Origin of the sequence: Erwinia aphidicola, from assembly GCF_014773485.1 — a bacterium.
In the GTDB taxonomy this organism is placed as follows: domain Bacteria; phylum Pseudomonadota; class Gammaproteobacteria; order Enterobacterales; family Enterobacteriaceae; genus Erwinia; species Erwinia aphidicola.
This window is the reverse complement of sequence record NZ_JACXBP010000011.1, coordinates 32,558-54,551: the sequence shown is the minus strand read 5'-3', so window position 1 is coordinate 54,551 and position 21,994 is coordinate 32,558. Positions and strand designations below refer to the sequence as shown.

The following is a 21,994-nucleotide window of genomic DNA, read 5'->3' as shown; positions in this document are numbered from 1 at the left end:
CGGGTGGGTAAACGCTATGAATGCAAACTATGCGCGCTTAGTTAACTCGGCGGCGCTGGCAGCCACAGCGTTGGCTTCGCTACTGCTGCTGATTAAAATCTTTGCCTGGTGGTACACAGGATCGGTCAGCTTATTGGCCGCGCTGGTGGACTCGCTGGTGGATATCGCCGCTTCGCTCACCAATCTGCTGGTGGTGCGCTACTCGCTCCAGCCTGCCGATGCGGAGCATACCTTCGGGCACGGCAAAGCCGAATCTCTCGCGGCGCTGGCGCAAAGCATGTTTATCTCCGGTTCTGCCCTGTTCCTTTTTCTCACCGGTCTGCAACATCTCGCTTCTCCTGAACCGATGAAAGCCCCGATTATCGGCATCATTGTGACGCTTATTGCCCTGTTTTCGACGCTGGTGCTGGTCACTTTCCAGCGCTGGGTGGTGCGGCGTACCCGCAGCCAGGCGATCCGTGCCGATATGCTGCACTACCAGTCTGACGTAGTGATGAATGGCGCGATCCTGCTGGCGTTGGGATTGAGCTGGTACGGCTTCCACCGCGCCGATGCGCTCTTTGCGTTAGGGATTGGCGTGTGGATTTTGTATAGTGCTCTGCGCATGGGTTATGAAGCCGTGCAGGCGCTGCTCGATCGCGCGCTGCCCGAGGAAGAGCATCAGGCGATTATTGATATTGTTGCCGCGTGGCCTGGCGTGCAGGGCGCCCACGATATCCGCACCCGTCAGTCTGGCCCCACCCGTTTTATTCAGCTGCATTTGGAAATGGACGATCACCTGCCACTGTACCAGGCTCATCAGGTAGCCGAACAGGTTGAACAGGCGATTTTACAAAAATTTCCAGGTTCTGACGTGATTATTCATCAGGATCCCTGCTCCGTGGTGCCCGAAGGGCGTCAGGGAAGTTTTCAGCTATAAAACTTTTTAAATGAAATAGTTGCTGCCTGCACTGCGTAAAACGTGATGTAACGCAAAAAAAATAGCCGAATGTTGCCTGACCTGAATCAATTCAGCTGGCAGGGTTTGATATACTATTGCCATTAATTGAGTCGCTTATCTCGCTCGCGTACGTCGTTATGCTCCGGCGTCCAGAATTTAACATTTGCATCTACAAGTTCAGAGGTTGTCATGATTAAGAAAATCGGTGTACTGACAAGCGGCGGTGACGCCCCAGGGATGAACGCTGCAATCCGCGGTGTGGTTCGCGCCGCGCTCAGTGAAGGACTGGAAGTTTGTGGCATTTATGACGGCTATCTGGGCTTGTATGAAGACCGTATGATCAATCTCGACCGCTACAGCGTGTCCGATATGATCAACCGCGGCGGCACTTTCCTCGGCTCTGCACGCTTCCCGGAATTCCGTAATGAAGACGTGCGTACCGTAGCAATTGAGAACATGAAAAAGCGCGGTATTGATGCGCTGGTGGTAATCGGCGGCGATGGCTCCTACATGGGTGCCAAGCGCCTGACAGAGATGGGCTTCCCGTGCATCGGTCTGCCGGGCACCATCGACAATGACGTGGCCGGTACCGACTACACCATCGGTTACTTTACCGCGCTGGAAACCGTGGTCGAAGCGATTGACCGCCTGCGCGATACCTCTTCATCACACCAGCGTATCTCTATCGTTGAAGTTATGGGCCGCTACTGTGGTGACCTGACGCTGGCGGCGGCGATTGCCGGTGGCTGTGAGTTCATCGTGCTGCCGGAATATCCGTACACCCGTGAAGAGCTGGTGAGCGAAATTAAAGCGGGTATCGCTAAAGGTAAAAAACACGCTATCGTCGCGATTACCGAGCACATCTGCGATATCGACGAACTGGCGAAATATATCGAAGAAGAGACCAAGCGCGAAACCCGTGCCACGGTGCTGGGCCACATTCAGCGCGGCGGTGCGCCGGTTGCCTATGACCGCATTCTGGCTTCCCGCATGGGCGCTTACTCTATCGAGCTGCTGCTGCAGGGCTACGGTGGCCGCTGTGTCGGTATTCAGAATGAGAAGATGGTGCATCACGACATTATCGATGCGATTGAGAATATGAAGCGTCCGTTTAAAGGCGACTGGCTGGAAACCGCCAAGAAGCTTTACTGATTTTTCCGTATCAAAGCAGGGCGCTGCAGGTCAGCGCCTTTCTTATGCGTAGCGTTATTCCATAAAGTTATTACAGCTAATTTTTAATTCTTTAATACATACTTCGCTTTGTGTCACGCTTCACGCAGATAAAAACCTTTGGGAGTGCGTGCAATGAATAAGTGGAGTGTGGGAATTACCCTGTTACTGGCCTCAACCAGCGTGCTGGCGAAGGATATTCAGCTGCTGAATGTGTCGTACGATCCGACCCGTGAGCTTTACGAGCAGTACAACAAAGCCTTTAGCGCGCACTACAAGCAGGAAACCGGCGATAATGTGGTGATCCGCCAGTCGCACGGCGGTTCAGGTAAGCAGGCGACCTCGGTCATCAACGGGATTAAGGCCGATGTGGTGACGCTGGCGCTGGCCTCCGACGTGGATGCCATTGCCGAACGCGGCCGCATTGATAAAAACTGGATCAAACGCCTGCCGGATAACTCCGCGCCTTACACTTCCACCATTGTTTTCCTGGTGCGCAAAGGTAACCCAAAACAAATTCACGACTGGCCAGATTTAATCAAACCTGGCGTGTCGGTGATCACCCCGAACCCGAAAACGTCCGGCGGTGCGCGCTGGAACTATCTGGCGGCCTGGGGCTGGGCGCTGGATCAGAACAAAGGCGACCAGGCAAAAGCACAGGATTACGTCAAGGCGCTGTTTAAAAACGTAGAAGTTCAGGATTCCGGCGCGCGCGGCGCGACGAATACTTTCGTGGAGCGCGGCATTGGCGATGTGCTGATTGCGTGGGAAAACGAAGCCTATCTGGCCGTCAATAAGCTTGGCAAAGACCAGTTTGAAATTGTCACGCCAAGCGAATCGATCCTCGCCGAGCCGACCGTTTCCGTGGTCGACAAAGTGGTGGATGAGCGCGATACGCGTAAAGTGGCCGATGAATATCTGAAGTACCTCTACTCCACGGAAGGCCAGGATATCGCCGCGCAGAACTTCTACCGTCCGCGCGATGCCGCCGTGGCGAAGAAATATGCCAGCACCTTCCAGCCGGTGAAACTGTTTACCATTGATAATAAGTTTGGTGGCTGGACGCAGGCACAGAAGACCCACTTTGTTGAAGGTGGGACATATGACCAGGTGATGAAGCGCTAAGCGTAATTACCGCGATTCCACGAGGGCCGACATTGTCGGCCCTTTTTTTTCTCTATTTGTTTTACGGCATAAACGGTATTAAATAATTTCAGTTAACCGGCGCTCTACAATTAAATTCGCATGATTTCCTGCCCCGCTTAGAATACATTGTGAGCGATGAGTGGTCAGAGGTGTGAGAGAGATGTCGGGACGAAGGCGGCTTGTAATTATGCTGGTGGCTTTAGGGGTACTGGTAACCGTCGGATGTGCTTCTATGGCGCTGAATTTTCATAAAAATTCGGATGCGTTATGGAAAATCGTCAGCCAGCAGTGTGTCCCTGGTCAGGAACAAAAAAATAACCCGGCTCCCTGCCGACAGGTGAATATTCAGGACGGCTATGTGGTGCTGAAAGACCGCAACGGCCCGCTGCAATTTTTGCTGATACCGGTGGCGAAAGTGAGTGGGATAGAGAGCCAGAAATTACTGAATCCCGCCACGCCAAACTATTTTGCCGAGGCCTGGCGGGCGCGGCATTTTATGGAGGAGAAGCGCGGCGCAATAATTGATGACCGCAATTATGCGCTGACGGTCAACTCACGCTGGGGCCGCACGCAGAACCAGCTGCATATTCACATCTCCTGCCTGCGCCCGGATATCCGGCAGCGGCTGGACGCGCTGGGTAAAACGCTGACCGCCCAGTGGCAGAGCCAGCAGCTTGGGGAGCATCAGTACCAGCTGCGCATCATCACCCGCGATGAGTTTAAGCGCACCAGCCCGTTTATCCGCATTGCCAATGAGCTGCCTGGCGCCCGGGAAGAGATGGGTAGCTACGGTGTAGCGATTGCCGCACTGGGCGATGGTAAGAGGGTGCTGATGGTGGTCAAGCGCAATCTGCTGCTGCTGAATCGCGCTTCTGCCGAAGAGTTGCAGGATCACAGCTGCGCGATATTGAAATAACTTCTGGCGGTTTTCTGTAGGTGGGGACCGCTGAGGGATCCCCAGAAATGACGTCAATATTCACATCAATTTATGTGGGGATACTTCAAGGGTCGACCTTTTTGCGGTCGACCCGCTATCTGCTCCGATTCAGGCTACCCGTTTATTCTGCTCCGGTTCCGGGTCATTTTTATACTGCGCGGTGGCAATCCACGCGGCGCAGAACAGCGTCAGGCGTGCAAAGAAATAGAAGAACGCCATCAGCCCCAGCACCGAACCGAACGCCGCACCGGAAGGTGAGGATGCCAGCTTCGGCAGCGTCAGGGTCATAATGAATTTAATCACCTCAAACCCGATCGCAGCCAGCAGCGTGCCGCGAAACAGCGCTTTTTTACGCGGCTTATGGCGCGGCAGTATCCAGAAAATCCACAGAAACAGCAGATAGTTGGCGAAGATAGAGATCGACAGGGCGATCAGCGTCATCGCCGGACGCAGCCACTCGATACCTTCCAGCCCCAGCGCCCGCACAATCGACGCCTGCGCTGAACCGGCAATTGAGGTCAGCGACAGCGTGATAATCAGCGCAAAAACCAGCCCGGTCAGCGAGATAAAGTCACGGGTATATTTAAACCAGATTTTCTCCTGATCCTGTGGCGTACGTTCCCAGACGTCACGCGACTGCGCGCGGATCGCTTCACGCAGATTGCCCATCCAGCTAATCCCGGAGTAGAGCGCCACCAGTAAACCCGTCAGCCCGACGGTGGTGCGCTGCTGAATTGCGGTATTAACGGTACTTTTCAGCGTGGCGGCCAGCGCGGGATCGCTGATGCTGCCGACGATCTTGTTGATCAGCCCGGTCAGCAGATCCGGGTTTGAGGCCAGCACGAAACCGACGGCGGCAAATGACACCATCAGGATCGGGATTAGCGAGAGAAAGGAAAAATAGGTGATTGCCGCGCCAAACTGACTGCCGAGACGATCGTTAAAGCGCTCACCGGCGCGAATGAAGTGCGCCACCGCCGGAATAGCCTGGAACCAGCTAACCAGTCTTGAAACGTGGGAAATGGATTTATCGACCGTGTGATTGCCGGTTTTAATGTTGATCAGCGGCTTTTGTGCAGGCTGCTCTGGCTTCCGGGGATCGCGTTGTTGATTATCCGTCATAACTTCTTCTCTATCCTTTTAATGAACTGACGTGGTGAATTATAGCCTGTTGATCAGGCAACGTAGCGTTTCAGGACCTGGCTAAGCCATTCAATGAAAACCTGTACGCGGCGCGCCAGGTTGCGGCGATGCGGGTAAAGCAGCGACAGCGGCATTGGCCTTGCCGGAAAATACGGCAGGATTTCGACCAGCTTTTTCTCCTTCAGCGCCTGAGTCACCCCCACGCGCGGCACCTGAATGATCCCCAGCCCGGCAATGCAGGCCGAACGGTAGGTTTCGGTGCTGTTAACGGTGATCACCCCGCCGGTCTTAATCAGCCTGGCGGTTTTGCCATCGAAATACTCAAATCCTTCCGGCTGGCCGCCCAGCTGTTGACTGTAGTGCACCATGGCGTGTTGGGATAGCGCCTCCAGCGTATTTGGCGTGCCGAAACGTGCCAGGTAATCCGGGCTGGCGCAGTTAATCAGCGGCAGATGCCCCAGCTGGCGCGCTATCAGGCCGGAGTCCTCCAGCGTCCCGACGCGCACCACGCAGTCAAATCCCTCACGGATCACATCCACCCGGCGGTCGCTGCTGCTCAGCTCCAGCTCAATGCCCGGATAGTGCTGCAAAAACTCAGGCAGCAGTGGGATCAGGTAATTACTGGCAAGGCTGACCGGCATATCCACGCGCAGGCGGCCGCTCAGAGTCGCTGGATCGTGCTGAAACAGTGAATCCATCTCCTCCAGCGTTGCCAGCACGTCGCGACAGCGCTCGAAATAGACCTGGCCATCCTGCGTCAGCTGCACCCGGCGCGTGGTGCGGTGCAGCAGGCGTGAACCGAGGCTGTTTTCCAGCGCTTGGATCTGGCGCGACAGGCTGCCTTTCGGCAAGCCCAGGCTGTCGGCAGCGCGGGTAAAACTCTGCATCTCTGCGACTCTGACAAACACCTGCATTGCGTGAATTTTATCCATTGTGGCGCTCATTGTTGTTAGTAATGGAACAGTGAAGCGTATCTCAGGACATTTATAGATCAGCCAGCAGGTAATATCCTCTTTTTTGTCCACAGCCAACTCCCTGGAGAAGAAAATGAGCCATAAAATTGCATTGATCACCGGCGGTAGCCGCGGTTTAGGCCAAAATGCGGCGCTGAAACTGGCGGAAAAAGGTGTTGATATCATTCTGACGTATCGCAACCAGCAGCAGGAGGCGCAGGGGGTTGTTGAGCGTATCAGCGCGCTGGGAGCGCGTGCGGTGGCGCTGCCGCTGGACGTGGGCGACAGCGCGACGTTCGTAACTTTTGCAGCAGAAGTGGAAAAACAGCTGGCAACGGTGTGGCAGCGTAAAAATTTTGATTATTTATTAAACAATGCCGGAACCGCGCTCTACCAGCCGTTTGTCGACACCACGGAACAGCAGTTTGACCAGCTGGTGGATATCCATTTTAAAGGGCCGTTCTTCCTGACGCAGAAGCTGCTGCCGCTGATCGCCGACGGCGGGCGCATTCTCAATGTGTCGAGCGGCCTGGCGCGCTTTACCCATCCGGGATCCGCTGCTTATGCGGCGGTGAAAGGGGCGATTGAGGTGCTGACGCGCTACCAGGCAAAAGAGCTGGGTGCACGCAGCATTGCCGTTAATGTGCTGGCACCGGGAGCGATTGAAACCGACTTCGGCGGCGGCCGGGTACGGGATAACGCGGAGATTAACGCCTTGATCGCCTCGCAAACCGCACTGGGCCGCGCCGGGCTGCCGGATGATATCGGTTATGCCGTTGCCGCGCTGTTCAGCGAAGAGTGCCGCTGGATAAACGGCCAGCGTATTGAAGCGTCGGGCGGGATGTACCTGTAATTGCTGAAATGGCTGGCTGAGCGAAACGCCATCTGGCTGACCGAAAAAGAGGGTCAGCCACTACTGGGTGTGCAGTGATAGACGTATCGCTCTGCTAAACGGGCTGACCGAAAAAGAGGGTCAGCCACTACGGGGTGTGCAGTGATGCACTGGTCGTTCCGTTATATGCGGATGGTGCCATCAATCACCGTGACGGTCTGGCCACCAATCCAGATGCCGTCGGCGCCGTAGCTGACGCTCAGGCGGCCAGCACGCTGCATCGCCGTCCCCTGACGCACGCGGTAGTCCAGCTCCACGCCGCGCTGCTGGAAATAGCGGGCAAGGCAGGCGTTGGCGCTGCCGGTAACCGGATCTTCCGTCACTGCACCCTGTTCAATCAGCAGGCCGCGCACTTCATACTGCTCTCCTGCTCCCTGAATGGGGCCAAACGGCATCACGCCATTGACCCGCGCCTTTTTTATCAGGCGGGCAAGCTCCACCGCATCCGGTTTAATCGCCAGCACCGCGTCTGCTGAGGTCATCGGCACCAGCAGCCAGCGAATACCCATATCGGCGATGGTGACCGGCAGCTGCTCCTCCAGGCTGTCGCTGTTCAGCGCGCTGCTGATGGGCGCATCGCTGAACGGGGTAAGAATGGCTTCCGGGGCGGCAAAGGCCAGCGCGCCGTCGTCGCTAATCTTTACCTTCACTCGCCCAAGCCCGCACTGCTGCACAATCTCACCCGCATTTTTTAGCGTGATGCCGGCTTCCAGCAGCGCGTGAGCCGTACCCAGCGTAGGGTGCCCGGCAAACGGCAGTTCGTAATCCGGGGTAAAAATTCGCACCCGGTAGTCGGCAGCCGGGTCGGTGGCCGGCAGAACAAAGGTGGTTTCGGAGAGATGAGTCCAGCGGGCGATGGTTTGCATCTGCTCATCGCTGAGATCGCTGGCTTCCATGATCACCGCCAGCGGGTTGCCGTTATAGGGAGAGGAAGTAAAAACATCAACCTGTTTAAAAGCGCGTAATTGCGTCATAACTGTACCTGTTCAAGTTCTCAGACCGTGGGTCTGCGATTCGGGTGGCGGTTGTCAGTGCCGGTTATTATGGTATTAATAAAGCACGCTGGCTAAAAAAGTGACCATTTTATGCTTAAAATACTGGGACGTGCCTCATCGATTAACGTCAGAAAAGTGCTGTGGGTTTGCGACGAGCTGGGTATCAGTTTTCGCCGCGAAGAGTGGGGCGAAGGCTTCAAGTCGCCGCAGGAGGCCGAATTTAAGGCGCTTAACCCTAACGCGCTGATCCCGGTGGTGATGGACGGAGACTTTATCCTGTGGGAGTCCAACACCATTATCCGCTACCTGGCGAATGCCTACGGTGGCGAAGCGCTTTACCCGACGCATCCACAGCAGCGCGCCCGCGTTGACCAGTGGATTGACTGGCAGGCCACCGAGCTGAATACCGCCTGGCGCTACGCATTTATGTCGCTGGTACGCCACTCTGCGGCGCATCAGGACCCGCGCCTGCTGGCCGCCGCCTGTAAAGGCTGGTCGTACACCATGGGCATCCTTAACCAGCAGCTGGAGCGCACCGGCGCCTATGTTGCCGGGGAGTCATTCTCGCTGGCTGATATCCCCATTGGGCTGTCGGTCAACCGCTGGTATGAAACCCCGCTCGAACACGCCGAGCTGCCTGCGGTGCGTGCCTACTACGAACGGCTGACGGCGCGCAAAGGCTATGCCACCTGGGGCCGCAACGGTACGCCATAGGCAGCACCGTCCTTATCCTGCAGGGGTCGACCTTCTTCTTCGGTCGACCCGCGGTTAAATCCCGGCGGCAATCCCGCTCATCTCACAGGCCAGCGCACCGGTACGTTTCAGAGCCCAGGTATAACGCTCGTCAAACGGATAGCAGCAGGAGAGGCGCAGCGCGTGGTTACAGCGCTCGGACAGCGTGTAGAGCGCGCCTGGCGTCAGGCAGATCTTCTCCTGCAGCAGGCGGTGGAACAACTCCACGCTGTCGACATTGCCCGGTAACTCTACCCAGAAAACAAACCCGCCGCTGGGCCGCGTGGCGCGGGTGCCCTGGGGGAAATGGCGGGCGATAATGCCACGCGCCTCTTCCAGCTGCGCAGCATAGCGGCGGCGCAGCGAGCGCAGATGATGGTCGTAGCCACCCGATTCCAGAAAGTGCCCCAGCGTTTCCGACAGCAGGCGCGATTCGGCCAGCGACGAGACCGCCTTCAGGCGCGCCAGCTGCTGAGCAAAGCGCCCGGCGGCAATCCAGCCGAGGTGGAAGTCCGGCGCGACGGTTTTAGTAAAGCTGGTGCAGTACATCACCCAGCCGCCTTCGTCGAAGGCTTTTACCGCCGGGGTTAGCGGCCAGCAGAACTGCAGCTCCGCATACAGCCCGTCTTCCAGCAGCGGCACCTGATACTGATTCACCAGCCGCGCCAGGCGTTTTTTCCCGGCCAGCGTCATGCTGCTGCCGAGCGGATTCTGCGCATTCGGCATGGCAATCAGCGCCTTTATCCGCTTCTCCTGCAGCAGCAGCTCCAGCGCATCGAGCGACAGCCCGTACTGCGGGTCGGTGGGGATCTCCAGCACCTTCAGCCCGAGGCTGGCCAGCAGTGGAAACAGATAAAAATAGGTGGGTGTTTCCACCCCGACGCAGTCGCCCGGCTGAGTCACGGCACGCAGGCCGAGCTGCAGCGCCTCCATACAGCCGTGCGTCAGCGTGACGTCTTCCGCGCTGATGGTGATGCCGAGGTCCATCGAGCGCCGGGCTATCTCACGGCGCAGGCGCACGCTGCCGGGCGGCAGGGCATAGCGGCCAATCAGCTGCGGCTCCCGGCGCAGCAGCGAGGCCATAATGCGGCTGATTTTCGCCGTCGGGAAGAAATCGCCGCTCTGCGGGCAGGCCAGCGAAATATTGGTGTAGTCACTGTGATTCTGCGCGGCAAACACGGCATCGATCAGATCGAGCTTCTCACGGCCTGGCGAACGCACGCTGCTGTGCTGAAAGGATTGCCGCGTCAGGGCCGGTAGCGCATCGCGCACGTAGTAGCCGGACTGGGGGCGCGCTTCAATCAGACCGCGATCTTCGAGGATGCCATAAGCGGTGAGTACGGTATTGACGCTGACCTGATGGATGCTGGCGCAGCGGCGAATGGCAGGCAGGCGGCTGCCCGGCATAAAGGTGCCCTGACGAATCGCCTCGGCAAGCGTTTCCGCCAGCTGATGGTACAGCGTGGCCTGCGGCTCGATAATGGACACAGTGTGCTCCTCGAGGAATAGGTACAGTTGCAAATATTGTAATTTGTACTCATTACAATAGCGGGTTTCTGCATCTGTTACCATTGCCAGACGCTGATTACACTGGTCTCCTCATCTGAACAGCAGGATACCTAACATGCTCGATCCCTCATTTATCAGCTACGTCACCGTGATGTCGATTACGCCAGGCCCGAACAATATGCTGTTGGCGACTTCCGGGGTTAACTTCGGCATGCGCCGCACGCTGCCAATGGTCAGCGGCATTCTGGTCGGCTGTGCGCTGCAAACGGCGCTGGCCGGAGGGCTACTGGAGGTACTGTTGCAGTGGATGTCGGCGATTCGCCTGCCGCTGACGCTGGTCGGCTGCGTCTACCTGCTGTGGCTGTCGTGGAAAATCTACCGCTCCGGCGCGCCGGAGATGCGTGAGAAAGCGCGGCCGATGACGTTTATTGGCGGGGTGTTATTTCAGGCAGTGAACCCGAAAGCGTGGCTGATGGCGATAAATGTGGCGCTGATGTACACCGTTAACAGCACCATCCTGACGGTAATGCTCGGCTTTATGGCGCTGAACCTGCCGTGCATTTTACTGTGGGCAGCGATGGGCGATCGCCTGGGCAAGCATTTGCAGGTAGCGTGGAAATTGCAGCTGTTTAACAGCCTGATGGCGCTGTCGCTGCTGGTGACGACCCTGTGGATGTTAGTCGAAGCGTTTCAGATGGCGTAATCATCAATGCGCAGCGGGTCGGGCATGCCCGACCCCTACGTACGGGCGTGGCATACCGCGCCCGTAAACCGATTACTTGCCGATTACCGAATCTACCGCAGTGACCGGTTCGTCGTTAGCGGCTGGCGCCATTGGCGTGTAGTCCAGCTGCAGAATGCGGCTGGTCTCGGCCAGCTCTTTCTCGGTCGCCGCGACGTTACCGTTCAGGCGCTGTCCGTAGAAAGGAATAATCGCCTTCAGCTTGCTCTGCCATTCAGGCGTTGCCATCTGCTGCTTAAACACTTTGCTCATCAAATCCAGCATGATCGGCGCTGCCGTTGAGGCGCCAGGAGATGCGCCCAGCAGGGCAGAGATGGTGCCATCCTCGGAGGTGACCACTTCAGTACCCAGCTTCAGCACGCCGCCTTTATCGGCATCTTTCTGAATGATCTGCACGCGCTGCCCGGCTTTCACCAGGCGCCAGTCGGCTTTCTCTGCCTCCGGGAAGTATTCGCGCAGCGCGCTGATGCGGTCGTCCGCGCTCAGCATCACCTGGCCGACCAGGTATTTTACCAGGTCAAAGTTATCCAGCCCCACGCGCATCATCGGCAAAAGATTCGACGGGGTGATGGAGCCGAACATATCCCACAGCGAGCCCTGCTTGAGGAATTTGGTGGAGAAGGTGGCGAACGGCCCGAACAGCAGCACCTGCTTGCCGTCCAGCGTGCGGCTGTCGAGGTGCGGCACCGACATCGGTGGCGCGCCCACGGACGCTTTGCCGTAAACCTTCGCCTGATGACGGGCGACAATTTCCGGATTGTCGGTGACGAGAAACTCGCCGCCCACCGGGAAACCCGCGTAGTTTTTCGCTTCCGGAATACCGGATTCCTGCAGCAGCGTCAGGGCTGCGCCGCCGGCACCGATAAACACGTATTTTGCATGGATCGTCTGCTGCTCACCGCTTTTCAGGTCGTAAACGCTGACCGTCCAGCTATTGTCGGCGGCGCGTTTGATCGCCCGCACTTCATGGCTGGTCTGGCGCTCGAAGCGCTCGCTTTTTTGCAGTGAGGCGATCAGCTGGCGGGTAATCTCGCCGAAGTTGACGTCGGTACCGGTCGGGATGCGCGTAGCCGCCACTTTCTGGCTGACGTCGCGCCCTTCCATCACCAGCGGCACCCACTGGCGGATCAGGTCCGGGTCCTCAGAAAATTCCATGCCGCGGAACAGCGTGCTGTTTTGCAGGGCGCTGTAGCGCTTTTTCAGGAACTTCACGTTCTCTTCGCCCCAGACGAAGCTCATATGCGAGACGCTGGTAACAAAGCTTTTTGGGTTGCGCAGCACGTTACGCTGCACCTGGTGTGCCCAGAAACGGCGGGAAATCTGGAAGGCTTCGTTAATTTCCACCGCTTTTTTGATCTCGACCGAACCGTCGGCTTTTTCTGGCGTGTAGTTCAGCTCCATTAGCGCGGAGTGCCCGGTACCGGCATTGTTCCAGCCGTTCGAGCTCTCTTCCGCCACACTGTCCAGACGCTCTACCATGCTGATATGCCACTGTGGCTCCAGCTCTTGCAGGTAGGTACCTAACGTGGCGCTCATGACGCCACCACCGATTAGTAATACATCGACGTGTTTCTCTACTGCCAGTTTGCGCATGAGACGACATCTCCGTGTATTGAAGGAAATCAACATGTTAAGTAGAGTAACAGCGCTGAATCTTCTGGAATCAGTCGGACTGCCTCGCCCTTTCAGGATTGCAGATAGCGAAAAACCACCGATCTGATGCAGGTTTAATCGCGATGCAAAAGCGTCAGAAATATACCATTGTTACGGGCTAATTAAAAAAGTGTTTAAAGATTAAAAATGAGAATGATAGGGAAAATAAAATAAGTAACATTTATACGGGCCGTTAAACGGCCCGCTGCAATGTTGAAAATTCCACAGGAATTTGAGGGGTAACTCTCTGAACAGGAAGGGGTTAGTCGCGTGGGGCGCTGGCAGGTAATTTGCGCAGGCTGATGGCCAGCCGGTTGTAAGCATTCATCAAACCTATGGCGATCACCATGTCGCTAATTTCTTTGTCGCTAAATTCCGCTTGCACTGCGGCAAAAACCGCATCCGGCGCGTGAGTGGTGGCAATCAGCGTCAGAGATTCGGCCCAGGCCAGCGCGGCACCTTCACGCTTAGAGAACCAGTTCCCCGCCTCTTCCCACACCTGAGTGAGCACAATTTTGTCCCACGGCATGCCCGCTTTATGTAACGCTTTGGTGTGCATATCGATACAGTAAGCACAGCCGTTAATCTGCGAGACGCGCAGGAAGATAAGCTCGATCAGTTCTTGTGAAAGGCCGCTCTGTGCGACGTAGCCGTAGACGCCGGCCAGCGCTTTCATTCCTGCAGGTGATGTGGCATTAAAGTCGATACGTTCACTCATTGTCTTTTCCTCTTAGCGGGTCAGGGCGTTATTTTTACCGGTTTTATGGGTAGCCGAAAGTGCCAGGAATTGACAAAAACAGTGGTCCATCGGGGCTGGATATTGCGTTAACACGCGATTCTACCCACTCGCTCAGCGAGCAGATCCGCAATGCGATCGGCCAGGCGGTGGAAGAGGGGCGGCTGACGCCCGGCGCCCGGGTGCCTTCCTGTCGTGACCTGGCGGCCCAGCTCGGCGTGGCGCGCGGCACCGTGCGTGCGGCGTATGACATGCTGGTCGACAGCCAGCTGCTGGTGGCGAAAGGCGCCGCGGGCACTTGGGTGGCGGAGGTCACGCGCCCGCTGGCAACCCGTAGCCCGCAGCCTGAATCGGCGGTGCTGCCGCCGCTGGCCGATATCGTGCATGCCTTCGACAGCGTGCCGCTGACCTTTCAGATGGGCGTGCCGGCCGATGATGCGTTTCCGGCCAAGGTCTGGTCGCGCATTGTGACGCGCCACGCGCGTGAAATGGCCAGTAAGCCGACAGGCTATGCGGACCCGCGCGGTAGCCTGGCGCTGCGCCAGCAGCTGGTCAGCTATCTGTCGATGGCGCGCGGCATCCGCTGCGATACGGCGCAAATCATTATCACCAATGGCTATGCCGGGGCGCTCGGGCTGATTTTTCTCGCCCTCGGGCTGCGCGGGCAGCGCGTGTGGACGGAAGATCCGGGCTATCTGCTGGCGCGTAAGGCGCTGACGCTGGCCGGGGTCGAGAACGTGCCGCTGCCGGTGGATGAACAGGGGATCTTAGTGGCGGAGGGGCTGCGGCTGGCACCCGATGCCGCGGCGGCGCTGGTGACGGCCGGACAGCAGGCGCCGCTGGGAATGACGCTGTCGCTGGCGCGCCGCAGCGCGCTGCTGAGCTGGGCGCAGCAGTATAATAGCTGGATTATCGAGGATGACTACCTTGGCGAGTTACAGCTGCAGGGGCGTGCTGCCCCTGCGCTGGCTGCGCTGGACGGCGGCCGGGTGCTGCATATTGGCACCTTCAGTAAAAACCTTAGCCCGGCGCTGCGGCTGGGCTATCTGGTGGTGCCGGCAGCGCAGGCAGCGCATTTCTCTGAGGCGGCGGCGCTGATGGCGCCGGCATCCTCGTTCGTGCTGCACAATGCCGTCGCGGAGTTTATGCACGAAGGTCACTTTATGCGCCATCTGCGTCGCATGAAGCGGCTCTACAGCGAGCGGCTGGCGCTGATGCTGGCGGCACTGCTGCCGTTGTTCCCGCAGGTGCAGCGAGCGGGGCTGGCAGTGGTGATTGTACTGCCGCCGGGCAGCCGGGATACGCGCATCGCGCGCGAGGCGCTGGCATACGGTATGGCTCCCTCACCGCTGTCGGTGTGGTATCAGGCAGGTTCGCGCTGTCAAAACGGACTGGTGCTGAGCGTGACCAATATGCCACGAGAGGGGTTTGTACAGAGTGCAGAGCGGCTGAAAGCGCTGGTTGAAGCGTTTGCTTAAACCCTGCCCCGGGAGGGGCAGGGGGAGATCATCAGGCTTTTTTCGCAGCGGCAGCTGCTTTAACGATCACCGCGAAAGCGTCAGCTTTCAGCGATGCGCCGCCCACCAGGGCACCGTCGATATCTGGCTGAGCAAACAGCTCTGCCGCGTTTTTGTCGTTGACGGAACCGCCGTACTGGATGATGACCTGAGCGGCCACAGCAGCATCTTTCTTCGCGATATGGTCACGGATAAACTTGTGCACGGCCTGAGCCTGCGCTGGAGTCGCTGATTTACCGGTTCCGATGGCCCAGACTGGCTCGTAAGCCACAACCACGCCGTTGAACGCCTCAGCGCCCTGGCTGTTCAGCACGGCGTCGATCTGACGTGCGCAAACTTCTTCGGTTTTGCCCGCTTCGTTTTCAGCTTCGGTTTCGCCGATGCACAGCACCGGGGTCAGGCCAGCCGCTTTCAGCACGGCGAATTTTTTGGCGATCAGCTCGTCGCTTTCCGCGTGGTAGGTACGGCGCTCAGAGTGACCAATGATGATGTACTCTGCGCCAAGATCTTTCAGCATGTCAGCAGAAACTTCACCGGTGAAGGCGCCAGACAGGTTAACGTCGACGTTCTGCGCACCCAGAGTGATGTGGCTACCGGAAATGGCGTGTTTAGCCTGATCCAGATACATCACAGGCGGAGCAATCGCTACGCCACAACCATCAACGCCGCTCAGCTCGGTACGCAGACCGGCGATCAGCTCGTTGACCATCTGTTTGTTACCGTTCAGTTTCCAGTTACCCATAACTAATGGATGTCGCATTCTATCCTCCACGCTTTGAGAGTATTAAAGCTGCCAACGGGCAGCATTGTCTGCCAGACAGTATAGAGATCAAACATCGCAAAGGCTTTGCTTTTCGTCATCCTTTGCGCATCCGCTCTCAGGGGGCAGCCAGCGCCAGTTTCAGCGGCTCGACGGCAAACGTCAGCCCTTTTTCGCCATTATCAGCAACGATATAGCGCAGTGCGCCTTCGGTTTGCTGGAAATATCGGGAGCCTTTACCCTTTGCCAGCAGGTCATTGACGCGCTTCAGGGACTGTTCATTGCTCAACATCGGTTCAAAATAGCGCACAAACGCGGCCATATACGCCAGGGCTTTATCGCGCGAGGCTTTTTGCTCCGGCCCGGGGATAGGTAGCCAGGTGATCTGCAGCGTTTTGACTTTGCCGGTGCCGTGCTCCAGTGCCGTTGAGGAGTAAAGATTTTCGTTGATCTTGCTGGCAGCACGCGTCAAATTGCTTTTGTCGCCGCTACTGTCAATGGCGCGATATTCACTTAACGGTAACGTTGTGTTGGCAGCATTATACTTTTCGCGAAACTGGCCGATAGTCATATCAAAGGTGGGAGAACCCGCCTGCAAATACGGGGCTGCCGGCAGATGTTCGGTTCGCGCCTGGGGCTCAGGCGCTGCGTGAGCCACCGCGAAGGTCATGGTGGTTAGCAGTGCAATCCCTGCCCATCGTGCATTCTTCATTTCATCGGCCCTAACCAGTAAACTCAGCTCAAGATTAAAACGGACAATGACCGGTAAAGTCAAAGGCACCTGGAACTCAGAGATAAAAATAATGACCTTACAACAGTGGTGTTTCTCTTTTCGTGGCCGGCTGGGGCGGCGCGACTTCTGGATATGGCAGGCCACCTGGCTGCTGCTTCTGGTATTGCTGTTTACGATTGCCGGTCAAGGCCTGGTCGACACGCAGACCGCCGCGTTCTGCGTGGTGGCGCTGCTGTGGCCGAGCAGTGCGGTGCTGGTCAAGCGGCTGCATGACCGCAATAAAGGCGGGCAGTGGGCGCTGCTGCTGGTGCTGGGCTGGATGCTGATGGCCGGGCACTGGGCCATGCTGCCCGGTGAGGCGCAGTGGCTGGTGGGGCGCTTTATCCCGACGCTGATCCTCGTCAGTATGCTGGTGGAGCTGGGAGCCCTTGCCGGCACGCCCGGTGATAACCGCTTTGGCAAACCGGCGCAGTCGGTGGCATTTCTGCGCCGGCGGGCGGTTGATTACCAGTAGTGCTCGCTGGTCATATGGCCCGGCTTGCGCTTGAGATGTTTACGCATGCCGCGCGTCTCCTTCAGCACCAGCTGAGTGTCTCGCACCATTTGCGGGTTGCCGCACAGCATGACGTGGCAGGTTTCGGCATCAATGGTCAGCCCGGTAGCGGCTTCCAGCTGGCCGCTCTCAATCAGGGCCGGGACGCGGCCGGTCAGTGAGCCCGGGCTCTCCTCGCGGCTGACCACGGTCTGGATCTGCAGCTGGCCGTTGTAGCGCTGCTGCAGCTCCTGCATCTGCGGCAGATAGCTCAGGTCCTGCGCATAGCGTGCCGCGTGCAGCAGCACAATATTCTCGAAGCGCTCAAGCCCTTTACCCTCCTCCAGAATCGACAGATACGGGCCGATAGCGGTGCCGGTTGCCAGCATCCACAGGTTCTTACACTCGGAAATTTCGTCGATGACGAAGAAGCCCTGTGCGTCCTGGGTAATCATCACTTCATCGCCCGGTTTCAGCGCGTGCAGACGCGGGCTGAGCTTTCCTTCCGGCACCGTCACCAGGTAGAACTCCAGGTTCTCATTGCTGGGAGCATTGACGAAGGAGTAAGCGCGCACCACGCGTTCACCGTCAATCTCCAGCGACAGTTTTGCGTACTGACCGGCGGTGAAGGGGTCGATGGGGGCGTTGACGATCAGGCTAAATAAACTGTCGGTCCAGTCGATCACTTTACTGACGCGGGCATTGACCCAAACGGCCATAAAAAACTCCTTAATTCATTTGCGACATCATTGGCGTTTCTGCGGCTATCTTCGCCAGCTGTCGCGACTTTTTCCAGCCGCTGGCCGATGCGAAAGCTCGTATCGACAAAGTATGAGCACTCTATAAACGTAGCGTAAAAAATGATTTACAGCTGCGCCTGCTTTTGCTGACAGCGCGGCGTGCGCTATTTGCTGCTGACCCCTCGCTTTGTCACGCAATCCTGATATTTTCAGCGCCATTATGCCGGGATATCTGGCAGATCACTCTTCACTGAGTGAACTTTTCCCCTCTTTATAATGACGCTAAGCGATGAAAAAATTAGAAAACGGGCATCTGTTAGTGATGCTGATAGCGCTGCTGGCCGTGGGACAGATGGCGCAAACCATCTACGTTCCGGCGATGTCGACCATTGCCGAGGCGTTTCACGTGGGCGACGGCGCGGTGCAGCGAGTGATGGCGGCGTACCTGATGACCTACGGCGCGTCCCAGCTGTTTTACGGGCCGCTGTCGGATAATATCGGCCGCCGTCCGGTGATCCTGTTTGGCATGGCGGTATTTATTGCCGGTTCGCTGACCGCGCTGCTGGCGCACAGCCTGAACGGACTGGTGCTGGGGGCGGCGATCCAGGGCATGGGCACCGGCGTGGCGGGCGTGATGGCGCGTACTATGCCGCGCGACCTCTATTCGGGCAGCGCGCTGCGCCATGCCAACAGCCTGCTCAACATGGGCATTCTGGTCAGCCCGCTCATTGCGCCGGTAATCGGGGCCGGGCTGACGCACCTGTTTGGCTGGCAGGCCTGCTTTGCTTTCCTGCTGCTGCTGTGCCTGATGGTCGCTGCCGTCATGCTGCGCTGGCTGCCGGAAACCCGCCCGAGTGGCCTACCGCCTCGCCCGTTCTTCTCGCGCTACCGGCCCTTGCTCGGTGACAGCAGCTTTGTGCGCTATCTGCTGATCCTAATCGGTGCTCTGTCTGGGATTGCGGTATTTGAGGCCAGCTGCGGCGTGCTGATGGGCGGCGTGCTGGGTTACAGCAGCCTGGCGGTGAGCGTTCTGTTTATTCTGCCGCTGCCCGCTGCCTTTTTCGGCGCGTGGTTTGCCGGGCGCAGCGAGCGTTCGTTTACCACCGTGATGTGGTACGCGGTGAATAGCTGCCTGCTGGCGGGGGTGATGATGTGGATCCCGGGCTGGCTCGGGGTGATGAATCTGTGGACGCTGATCGTGCCGGCATCGCTGTTCTTCTTTGGTGCCGGGATGCTGTTTCCGCTGGCGACCACCGGTGCGATGGAGCCGTGGCCCTATATGGCAGGTACCGCCGGGGCGCTGGTGGGGGGGTTACAGAATCTGGGGTCCGGCATCACCGCCTGGCTGTCGGCGCTGCTGCCGCAGAACGGTCAGTTCAGCCTGGGGATGCTGATGTTTGGCACCGCGCTGCTGATCCTGCTGTGCTGGCTGCCGCTGTCGAAGCATCCGCAGCCGCATGCGGCGTAAATGCAGGGCGAGGCATGCCGTCGCCCCTACAGGATCGTGTAGGGGGCGATGGCATGCCCGCCCCGGGTTTTACAAAATATACTGATGCAAACTTTCGTCTTTCAGGTCGAGGTAATGAATCGACTGGATGCGACGAATGGTGCGTGATTTACCGCGGATCAGCAGGGTTTCAGTGGTCGCCATATTGCCGTTGCGCGTGATGCCTTTTAGCAGATCGCCGCTGGTGATGCCGGTGGCGGAAAACACCACGTTATCGTTGCGCGCCATCTGGTCCAGCGCCAGCACCTGGCCTGCTTCAATCCCCATCGCACGGCAGCGCTCCAGCTCCTCTTCACCCAGGCGGCGGTTCTCTGGCGTGTCACCCTTAACGTCGTGACGTGCCAGCAGGCGGCCCTGCATATCGCCGTCCAGTGCGCGGATCGCCGCGGCTGAGACCACACCCTCCGGCGCGCCGCCGATGCCGTACATCACATCCACTTCGCTGTCCGGCATACAGGTCAGAATCGACGCGGCGACATCGCCATCCGGGAAGGTAAACACGCGCACGCCAAGCTGCTGCAGACGGGCAATCACCGCATCGTGGCGCGGCTTCGCCAGCAGCGTAACGGTCAGCTCTGCCAGCGGTTTCTTCAGAGCCTGCGCAATGCGCCGCAGGTTCTCTTCCAGCGGCAGATCGAGGTTGATAGCACCTTTGGCGCCGGGACCGACCACCAGTTTCTCCATGTACATATCCGGGGCATGCAGGAAGGTGCCTTTGTCACCCACCGCCATCACCGCCAGCGCGTTGGCCTGGCCAAGCGCGGTCATGCGGGTACCTTCAATGGGATCGACGGCGATATCCACCGCATCGCCATGGCCAGTACCGACTTTCTCACCGATGTAGAGCATCGGCGCTTCATCTATTTCCCCTTCGCCAATCACGATCTGACCATCGATATCGACTTTATTGAGCATAATGCGCATCGCGTGTACCGCAGCGCCATCGGCTGCGTTTTTGTCGCCGCGCCCCAGCCACTTATAGCCAGCCAGTGCTGCCGCTTCGGTGACGCGGGAAAATTCAATCGCCAGTTCTCGTTTCATGACATGCCTTAAGGAAACAAATGAGGCGGGAAGTTTATCACAGGGAAGAGGGAGGGGAAGGAGGATGCCCGCGATCTGGCGACCGCGGGCAGGGGGAGTTACTTATCGTCAGCCTCTTCCCATGCCTGCGCACGGGCGACCGCTTTCTTCCAGCCTGCGTACAGCACGTTACGCTGGGTGGTTTCGATACTTGGGCGGAACTCACGTTCGATCACTGACTTGGCGCGCACTTCGTCCAGATCCTTCCAGAACCCGACCGCCAGGCCGGCCAGGTAAGCCGAGCCGAGCGCGGTGACTTCGCGCACTTCCGGGCGCTCAACGCGCGCGCCGAGAATATCGGACTGGAACTGCATCAGGAAGTTGTTGGCTACGGCACCCCCATCCACGCGCAGCGACTGCAGGCGGGTGTTGGCGTCGTTCTGCATCGCTTCCAGTACATCACGGGTCTGATAGGCAATCGACTCCAGGGTCGCGCGGATAATGTGGTTAGCGTTGGCACCGCGCGTCAGGCCGAAGATCGCACCACGGGCATACGGGTCCCAGTAGGGCGCGCCCAGACCGGTAAATGCAGGCACCATATACACGCCGTTGGTGTCGTTTACCTTGGTGGCGAAGTATTCGGAGTCGGTGGAGTCGTTAATCAGCTTCATCTCATCGCGCAGCCACTGAATGGATGCGCCACCGATAAACACGGCGCCTTCCAGCGCGTAGTTAACCTCGCCGCGCGGGCCGCAGGCGATGGTGGTCAGCAGGCCGTGGGTAGAGGTCACCGCTTCGGTACCGGTGTTCATCAGCATAAAGCAGCCGGTGCCGTAGGTGTTTTTCGCCATGCCCGGCTGTACGCACAGCTGGCCGTACAGTGCTGCCTGCTGGTCACCGGCGATACCGGCGATAGGAATACGCGTACCGCCTTTACCACCAATGTTGGTCTGGCCGTAAACTTCGGAGGAGGACTTCACTTCCGGCAGCATCTCACGCGGGATATCGAGGATCTCCAGCATGCGCTGATCCCACTCCAGCTTGTGAATGTTGAACATCATGGTGCGTGAGGCGTTGGTGTAGTCGGTAATGTGAACCCGTCCCTGCGTCATTTTCCATACCAGCCAGGAGTCGACGGTACCGAACAGCAGTTCGCCACGGCGCGCGCGCTCGCGTGAGCCCTCTACGTGGTCGAGGATCCACTTCACTTTGGTCCCGGAGAAGTACGGGTTAATCACCAGGCCCGTGGTATGACGGATGTACTCTTCCAGACCTTCGCGTTTCAGTTTGGCACAGTAGTCGGCGGTACGCGGGTCCTGCCAGACGATAGCGTTGTAGATTGGCTTGCCGGTCTCTTTTTCCCAGACGATGGTGGTTTCGCGCTGGTTGGTGATACCAATGGCGGCAATCTCATCGGAGTTAATGTCTGCGTGTGCCAGTACTTCAACCAGCGTAGAGCTCTGCGATGCCCAGATATCCATTGGGTCATGCTCAACCCAGCCCGCTTTCGGGTAAATTTGCTGGAATTCACGCTGCGACACGGCGACGATGTTGGAATCGTGGTCCAGAATCACGGCACGGGAACTGGTGGTTCCCTGATCGAGCGCGACAATGTATTTTTTTTCTACGGTCATAAT

Annotated in this window: 21 protein-coding genes; 10 read left to right on the top strand and 11 right to left on the bottom strand. The window is 58.1% G+C overall.

The features are described 5' to 3' along the window. The first annotated feature begins 16 nt into the window (after positions 1-16). The 4 genes from fieF (at position 17) to ID864_RS20825 (ending at position 4,172) form a co-directional block, all read left to right on the top strand. Positions 17-919, top strand: coding sequence for a CDF family cation-efflux transporter FieF (gene fieF, locus ID864_RS20840; RefSeq protein ID WP_048914256.1), 903 nt, complete (start codon positions 17-19; stop codon positions 917-919). A gap of 210 nt (positions 920-1,129) precedes the next feature. After that, positions 1,130-2,092 carry a 6-phosphofructokinase gene (pfkA, locus tag ID864_RS20835; protein WP_048914257.1) on the top strand — a complete coding sequence of 321 codons (963 nt, stop codon included), beginning with the start codon at positions 1,130-1,132 and terminating at the stop codon, positions 2,090-2,092. A gap of 153 nt (positions 2,093-2,245) precedes the next feature. Then, entirely contained in the window at positions 2,246-3,235 is a 990-nt protein-coding gene (locus ID864_RS20830) for a sulfate ABC transporter substrate-binding protein (RefSeq protein ID WP_191150309.1), read from the top strand. A 181-nt stretch (positions 3,236-3,416) separates the two neighbouring features. Next, positions 3,417-4,172, top strand: coding sequence for a CDP-diacylglycerol diphosphatase (locus tag ID864_RS20825; RefSeq protein ID WP_187497871.1), 756 nt, complete (start codon positions 3,417-3,419; stop codon positions 4,170-4,172). A 129-nt stretch (positions 4,173-4,301) separates the two neighbouring features. On the opposite strand, the gene yhjD is transcribed toward ID864_RS20825, so the two are convergent. Then, complete coding sequence (gene yhjD / locus ID864_RS20820) at positions 4,302-5,315, bottom strand: inner membrane protein YhjD (protein ID WP_048914260.1); 1,014 nt, start codon at positions 5,313-5,315, stop codon at positions 4,302-4,304. A 53-nt stretch (positions 5,316-5,368) separates the two neighbouring features. Beyond that, positions 5,369-6,268, bottom strand: a complete 900-nt coding sequence (locus ID864_RS20815) for a LysR family transcriptional regulator (protein WP_191150308.1) — start codon at positions 6,266-6,268, stop codon at positions 5,369-5,371. 115 nt (positions 6,269-6,383) lie between these two features. On the opposite strand from ID864_RS20815, the gene ID864_RS20810 reads away from it, so the two are divergent. After that, positions 6,384-7,142 (top strand): SDR family NAD(P)-dependent oxidoreductase, encoded by a 759-nt coding sequence (locus tag ID864_RS20810; RefSeq protein ID WP_191150307.1) that lies wholly within the window; start codon positions 6,384-6,386, stop codon positions 7,140-7,142. A 161-nt stretch (positions 7,143-7,303) separates the two neighbouring features. On the opposite strand, the gene ID864_RS20805 is transcribed toward ID864_RS20810, so the two are convergent. Beyond that, the gene (locus ID864_RS20805) at positions 7,304-8,155 is read right to left on the bottom strand and encodes a PhzF family phenazine biosynthesis protein (protein WP_191150306.1); all 852 of its coding nucleotides are present in this window, start codon (positions 8,153-8,155) and stop codon (positions 7,304-7,306) included. Between the two features lie 111 nt (positions 8,156-8,266). On the opposite strand from ID864_RS20805, the gene ID864_RS20800 reads away from it, so the two are divergent. Continuing rightward, positions 8,267-8,890: a glutathione S-transferase family protein gene (locus ID864_RS20800; RefSeq protein ID WP_048914264.1), complete on the top strand. Its 624-nt coding sequence runs from the start codon at positions 8,267-8,269 to the stop codon at positions 8,888-8,890. Positions 8,891-8,944: 54 nt separating this feature from the next. Here ID864_RS20800 and ID864_RS20795 read toward each other — a convergent pair whose 3' ends face one another. Further along, complete coding sequence (locus ID864_RS20795; RefSeq protein ID WP_048914265.1) at positions 8,945-10,396, bottom strand: aminotransferase-like domain-containing protein; 1,452 nt, start codon at positions 10,394-10,396, stop codon at positions 8,945-8,947. A gap of 136 nt (positions 10,397-10,532) precedes the next feature. On the opposite strand from ID864_RS20795, the gene ID864_RS20790 reads away from it, so the two are divergent. Further along, positions 10,533-11,120, top strand: a complete 588-nt coding sequence (locus tag ID864_RS20790) for a LysE family translocator (RefSeq protein ID WP_048914266.1) — start codon at positions 10,533-10,535, stop codon at positions 11,118-11,120. Between the two features lie 72 nt (positions 11,121-11,192). On the opposite strand, the gene mqo is transcribed toward ID864_RS20790, so the two are convergent. Both mqo and ID864_RS20780 read right to left on the bottom strand, forming a co-directional pair. Further along, on the bottom strand, positions 11,193-12,788 hold the full coding sequence (gene mqo / locus ID864_RS20785; RefSeq protein ID WP_099754403.1) for a malate dehydrogenase (quinone): 1,596 nt from the start codon (positions 12,786-12,788) through the stop codon (positions 11,193-11,195). Between the two features lie 286 nt (positions 12,789-13,074). Further along, entirely contained in the window at positions 13,075-13,530 is a 456-nt protein-coding gene (locus tag ID864_RS20780) for a carboxymuconolactone decarboxylase family protein (RefSeq protein WP_191150305.1), read from the bottom strand. A 59-nt stretch (positions 13,531-13,589) separates the two neighbouring features. Between ID864_RS20780 and pdxR the strand changes: the two genes are divergently transcribed. Next, positions 13,590-15,026: a MocR-like pyridoxine biosynthesis transcription factor PdxR gene (gene pdxR, locus ID864_RS20775; RefSeq protein ID WP_191150304.1), complete on the top strand. Its 1,437-nt coding sequence runs from the start codon at positions 13,590-13,592 to the stop codon at positions 15,024-15,026. Between the two features lie 31 nt (positions 15,027-15,057). On the opposite strand, the gene tpiA is transcribed toward pdxR, so the two are convergent. Further along, the gene (tpiA, locus tag ID864_RS20770; protein WP_048914271.1) at positions 15,058-15,825 is read right to left on the bottom strand and encodes a triose-phosphate isomerase; all 768 of its coding nucleotides are present in this window, start codon (positions 15,823-15,825) and stop codon (positions 15,058-15,060) included. Positions 15,826-15,943: 118 nt separating this feature from the next. Then, the gene (locus tag ID864_RS20765; protein ID WP_048914296.1) at positions 15,944-16,537 is read right to left on the bottom strand and encodes a DUF1454 family protein; all 594 of its coding nucleotides are present in this window, start codon (positions 16,535-16,537) and stop codon (positions 15,944-15,946) included. A 91-nt stretch (positions 16,538-16,628) separates the two neighbouring features. Between ID864_RS20765 and ID864_RS20760 the strand changes: the two genes are divergently transcribed. Then, complete coding sequence (locus ID864_RS20760; RefSeq protein WP_048914297.1) at positions 16,629-17,072, top strand: DUF805 domain-containing protein; 444 nt, start codon at positions 16,629-16,631, stop codon at positions 17,070-17,072. On the opposite strand, the gene fpr is transcribed toward ID864_RS20760, so the two are convergent. Beyond that, entirely contained in the window at positions 17,063-17,809 is a 747-nt protein-coding gene (fpr, locus tag ID864_RS20755; RefSeq protein ID WP_191150303.1) for a ferredoxin--NADP(+) reductase, read from the bottom strand. The genes ID864_RS20760 and fpr overlap by 10 nt on opposite strands. A gap of 310 nt (positions 17,810-18,119) precedes the next feature. On the opposite strand from fpr, the gene emrD reads away from it, so the two are divergent. Next, the gene (gene emrD / locus ID864_RS20750) at positions 18,120-19,298 is read left to right on the top strand and encodes a multidrug efflux MFS transporter EmrD (RefSeq protein WP_048914273.1); all 1,179 of its coding nucleotides are present in this window, start codon (positions 18,120-18,122) and stop codon (positions 19,296-19,298) included. A gap of 69 nt (positions 19,299-19,367) precedes the next feature. On the opposite strand, the gene glpX is transcribed toward emrD, so the two are convergent. Then, entirely contained in the window at positions 19,368-20,378 is a 1,011-nt protein-coding gene (gene glpX / locus ID864_RS20745) for a class II fructose-bisphosphatase (RefSeq protein ID WP_099753992.1), read from the bottom strand. Between the two features lie 98 nt (positions 20,379-20,476). Continuing rightward, complete coding sequence (gene glpK / locus ID864_RS20740; RefSeq protein ID WP_048914275.1) at positions 20,477-21,991, bottom strand: glycerol kinase GlpK; 1,515 nt, start codon at positions 21,989-21,991, stop codon at positions 20,477-20,479. Positions 21,992-21,994 lie beyond the last annotated feature (3 nt).

Coding starts and splice junctions, on each gene's coding strand:
- ID864_RS20805 (WP_191150306.1), bottom strand. CDS start 8,155: ATGACGCAATTACGCGCTTTTAAACAGGTTGATGTTTTTACTTCCTCT.
- tpiA (WP_048914271.1), bottom strand. CDS start 15,825: ATGCGACATCCATTAGTTATGGGTAACTGGAAACTGAACGGTAACAAA.
- ID864_RS20810 (WP_191150307.1), top strand. CDS start 6,384: ATGAGCCATAAAATTGCATTGATCACCGGCGGTAGCCGCGGTTTAGGC.
- yhjD (WP_048914260.1), bottom strand. CDS start 5,315: ATGACGGATAATCAACAACGCGATCCCCGGAAGCCAGAGCAGCCTGCA.
- ID864_RS20830 (WP_191150309.1), top strand. CDS start 2,246: ATGAATAAGTGGAGTGTGGGAATTACCCTGTTACTGGCCTCAACCAGC.
- pfkA (WP_048914257.1), top strand. CDS start 1,130: ATGATTAAGAAAATCGGTGTACTGACAAGCGGCGGTGACGCCCCAGGG.
- ID864_RS20780 (WP_191150305.1), bottom strand. CDS start 13,530: ATGAGTGAACGTATCGACTTTAATGCCACATCACCTGCAGGAATGAAA.
- ID864_RS20765 (WP_048914296.1), bottom strand. CDS start 16,537: ATGAAGAATGCACGATGGGCAGGGATTGCACTGCTAACCACCATGACC.
- glpK (WP_048914275.1), bottom strand. CDS start 21,991: ATGACCGTAGAAAAAAAATACATTGTCGCGCTCGATCAGGGAACCACC.
- mqo (WP_099754403.1), bottom strand. CDS start 12,788: ATGTTGATTTCCTTCAATACACGGAGATGTCGTCTCATGCGCAAACTG.
- fpr (WP_191150303.1), bottom strand. CDS start 17,809: ATGGCCGTTTGGGTCAATGCCCGCGTCAGTAAAGTGATCGACTGGACC.
- ID864_RS20800 (WP_048914264.1), top strand. CDS start 8,267: ATGCTTAAAATACTGGGACGTGCCTCATCGATTAACGTCAGAAAAGTG.
- ID864_RS20825 (WP_187497871.1), top strand. CDS start 3,417: ATGTCGGGACGAAGGCGGCTTGTAATTATGCTGGTGGCTTTAGGGGTA.
- ID864_RS20790 (WP_048914266.1), top strand. CDS start 10,533: ATGCTCGATCCCTCATTTATCAGCTACGTCACCGTGATGTCGATTACG.
- glpX (WP_099753992.1), bottom strand. CDS start 20,378: ATGAAACGAGAACTGGCGATTGAATTTTCCCGCGTCACCGAAGCGGCA.
- emrD (WP_048914273.1), top strand. CDS start 18,120: ATGAAAAAATTAGAAAACGGGCATCTGTTAGTGATGCTGATAGCGCTG.
- ID864_RS20760 (WP_048914297.1), top strand. CDS start 16,629: ATGACCTTACAACAGTGGTGTTTCTCTTTTCGTGGCCGGCTGGGGCGG.
- ID864_RS20815 (WP_191150308.1), bottom strand. CDS start 6,268: ATGGATAAAATTCACGCAATGCAGGTGTTTGTCAGAGTCGCAGAGATG.
- fieF (WP_048914256.1), top strand. CDS start 17: ATGAATGCAAACTATGCGCGCTTAGTTAACTCGGCGGCGCTGGCAGCC.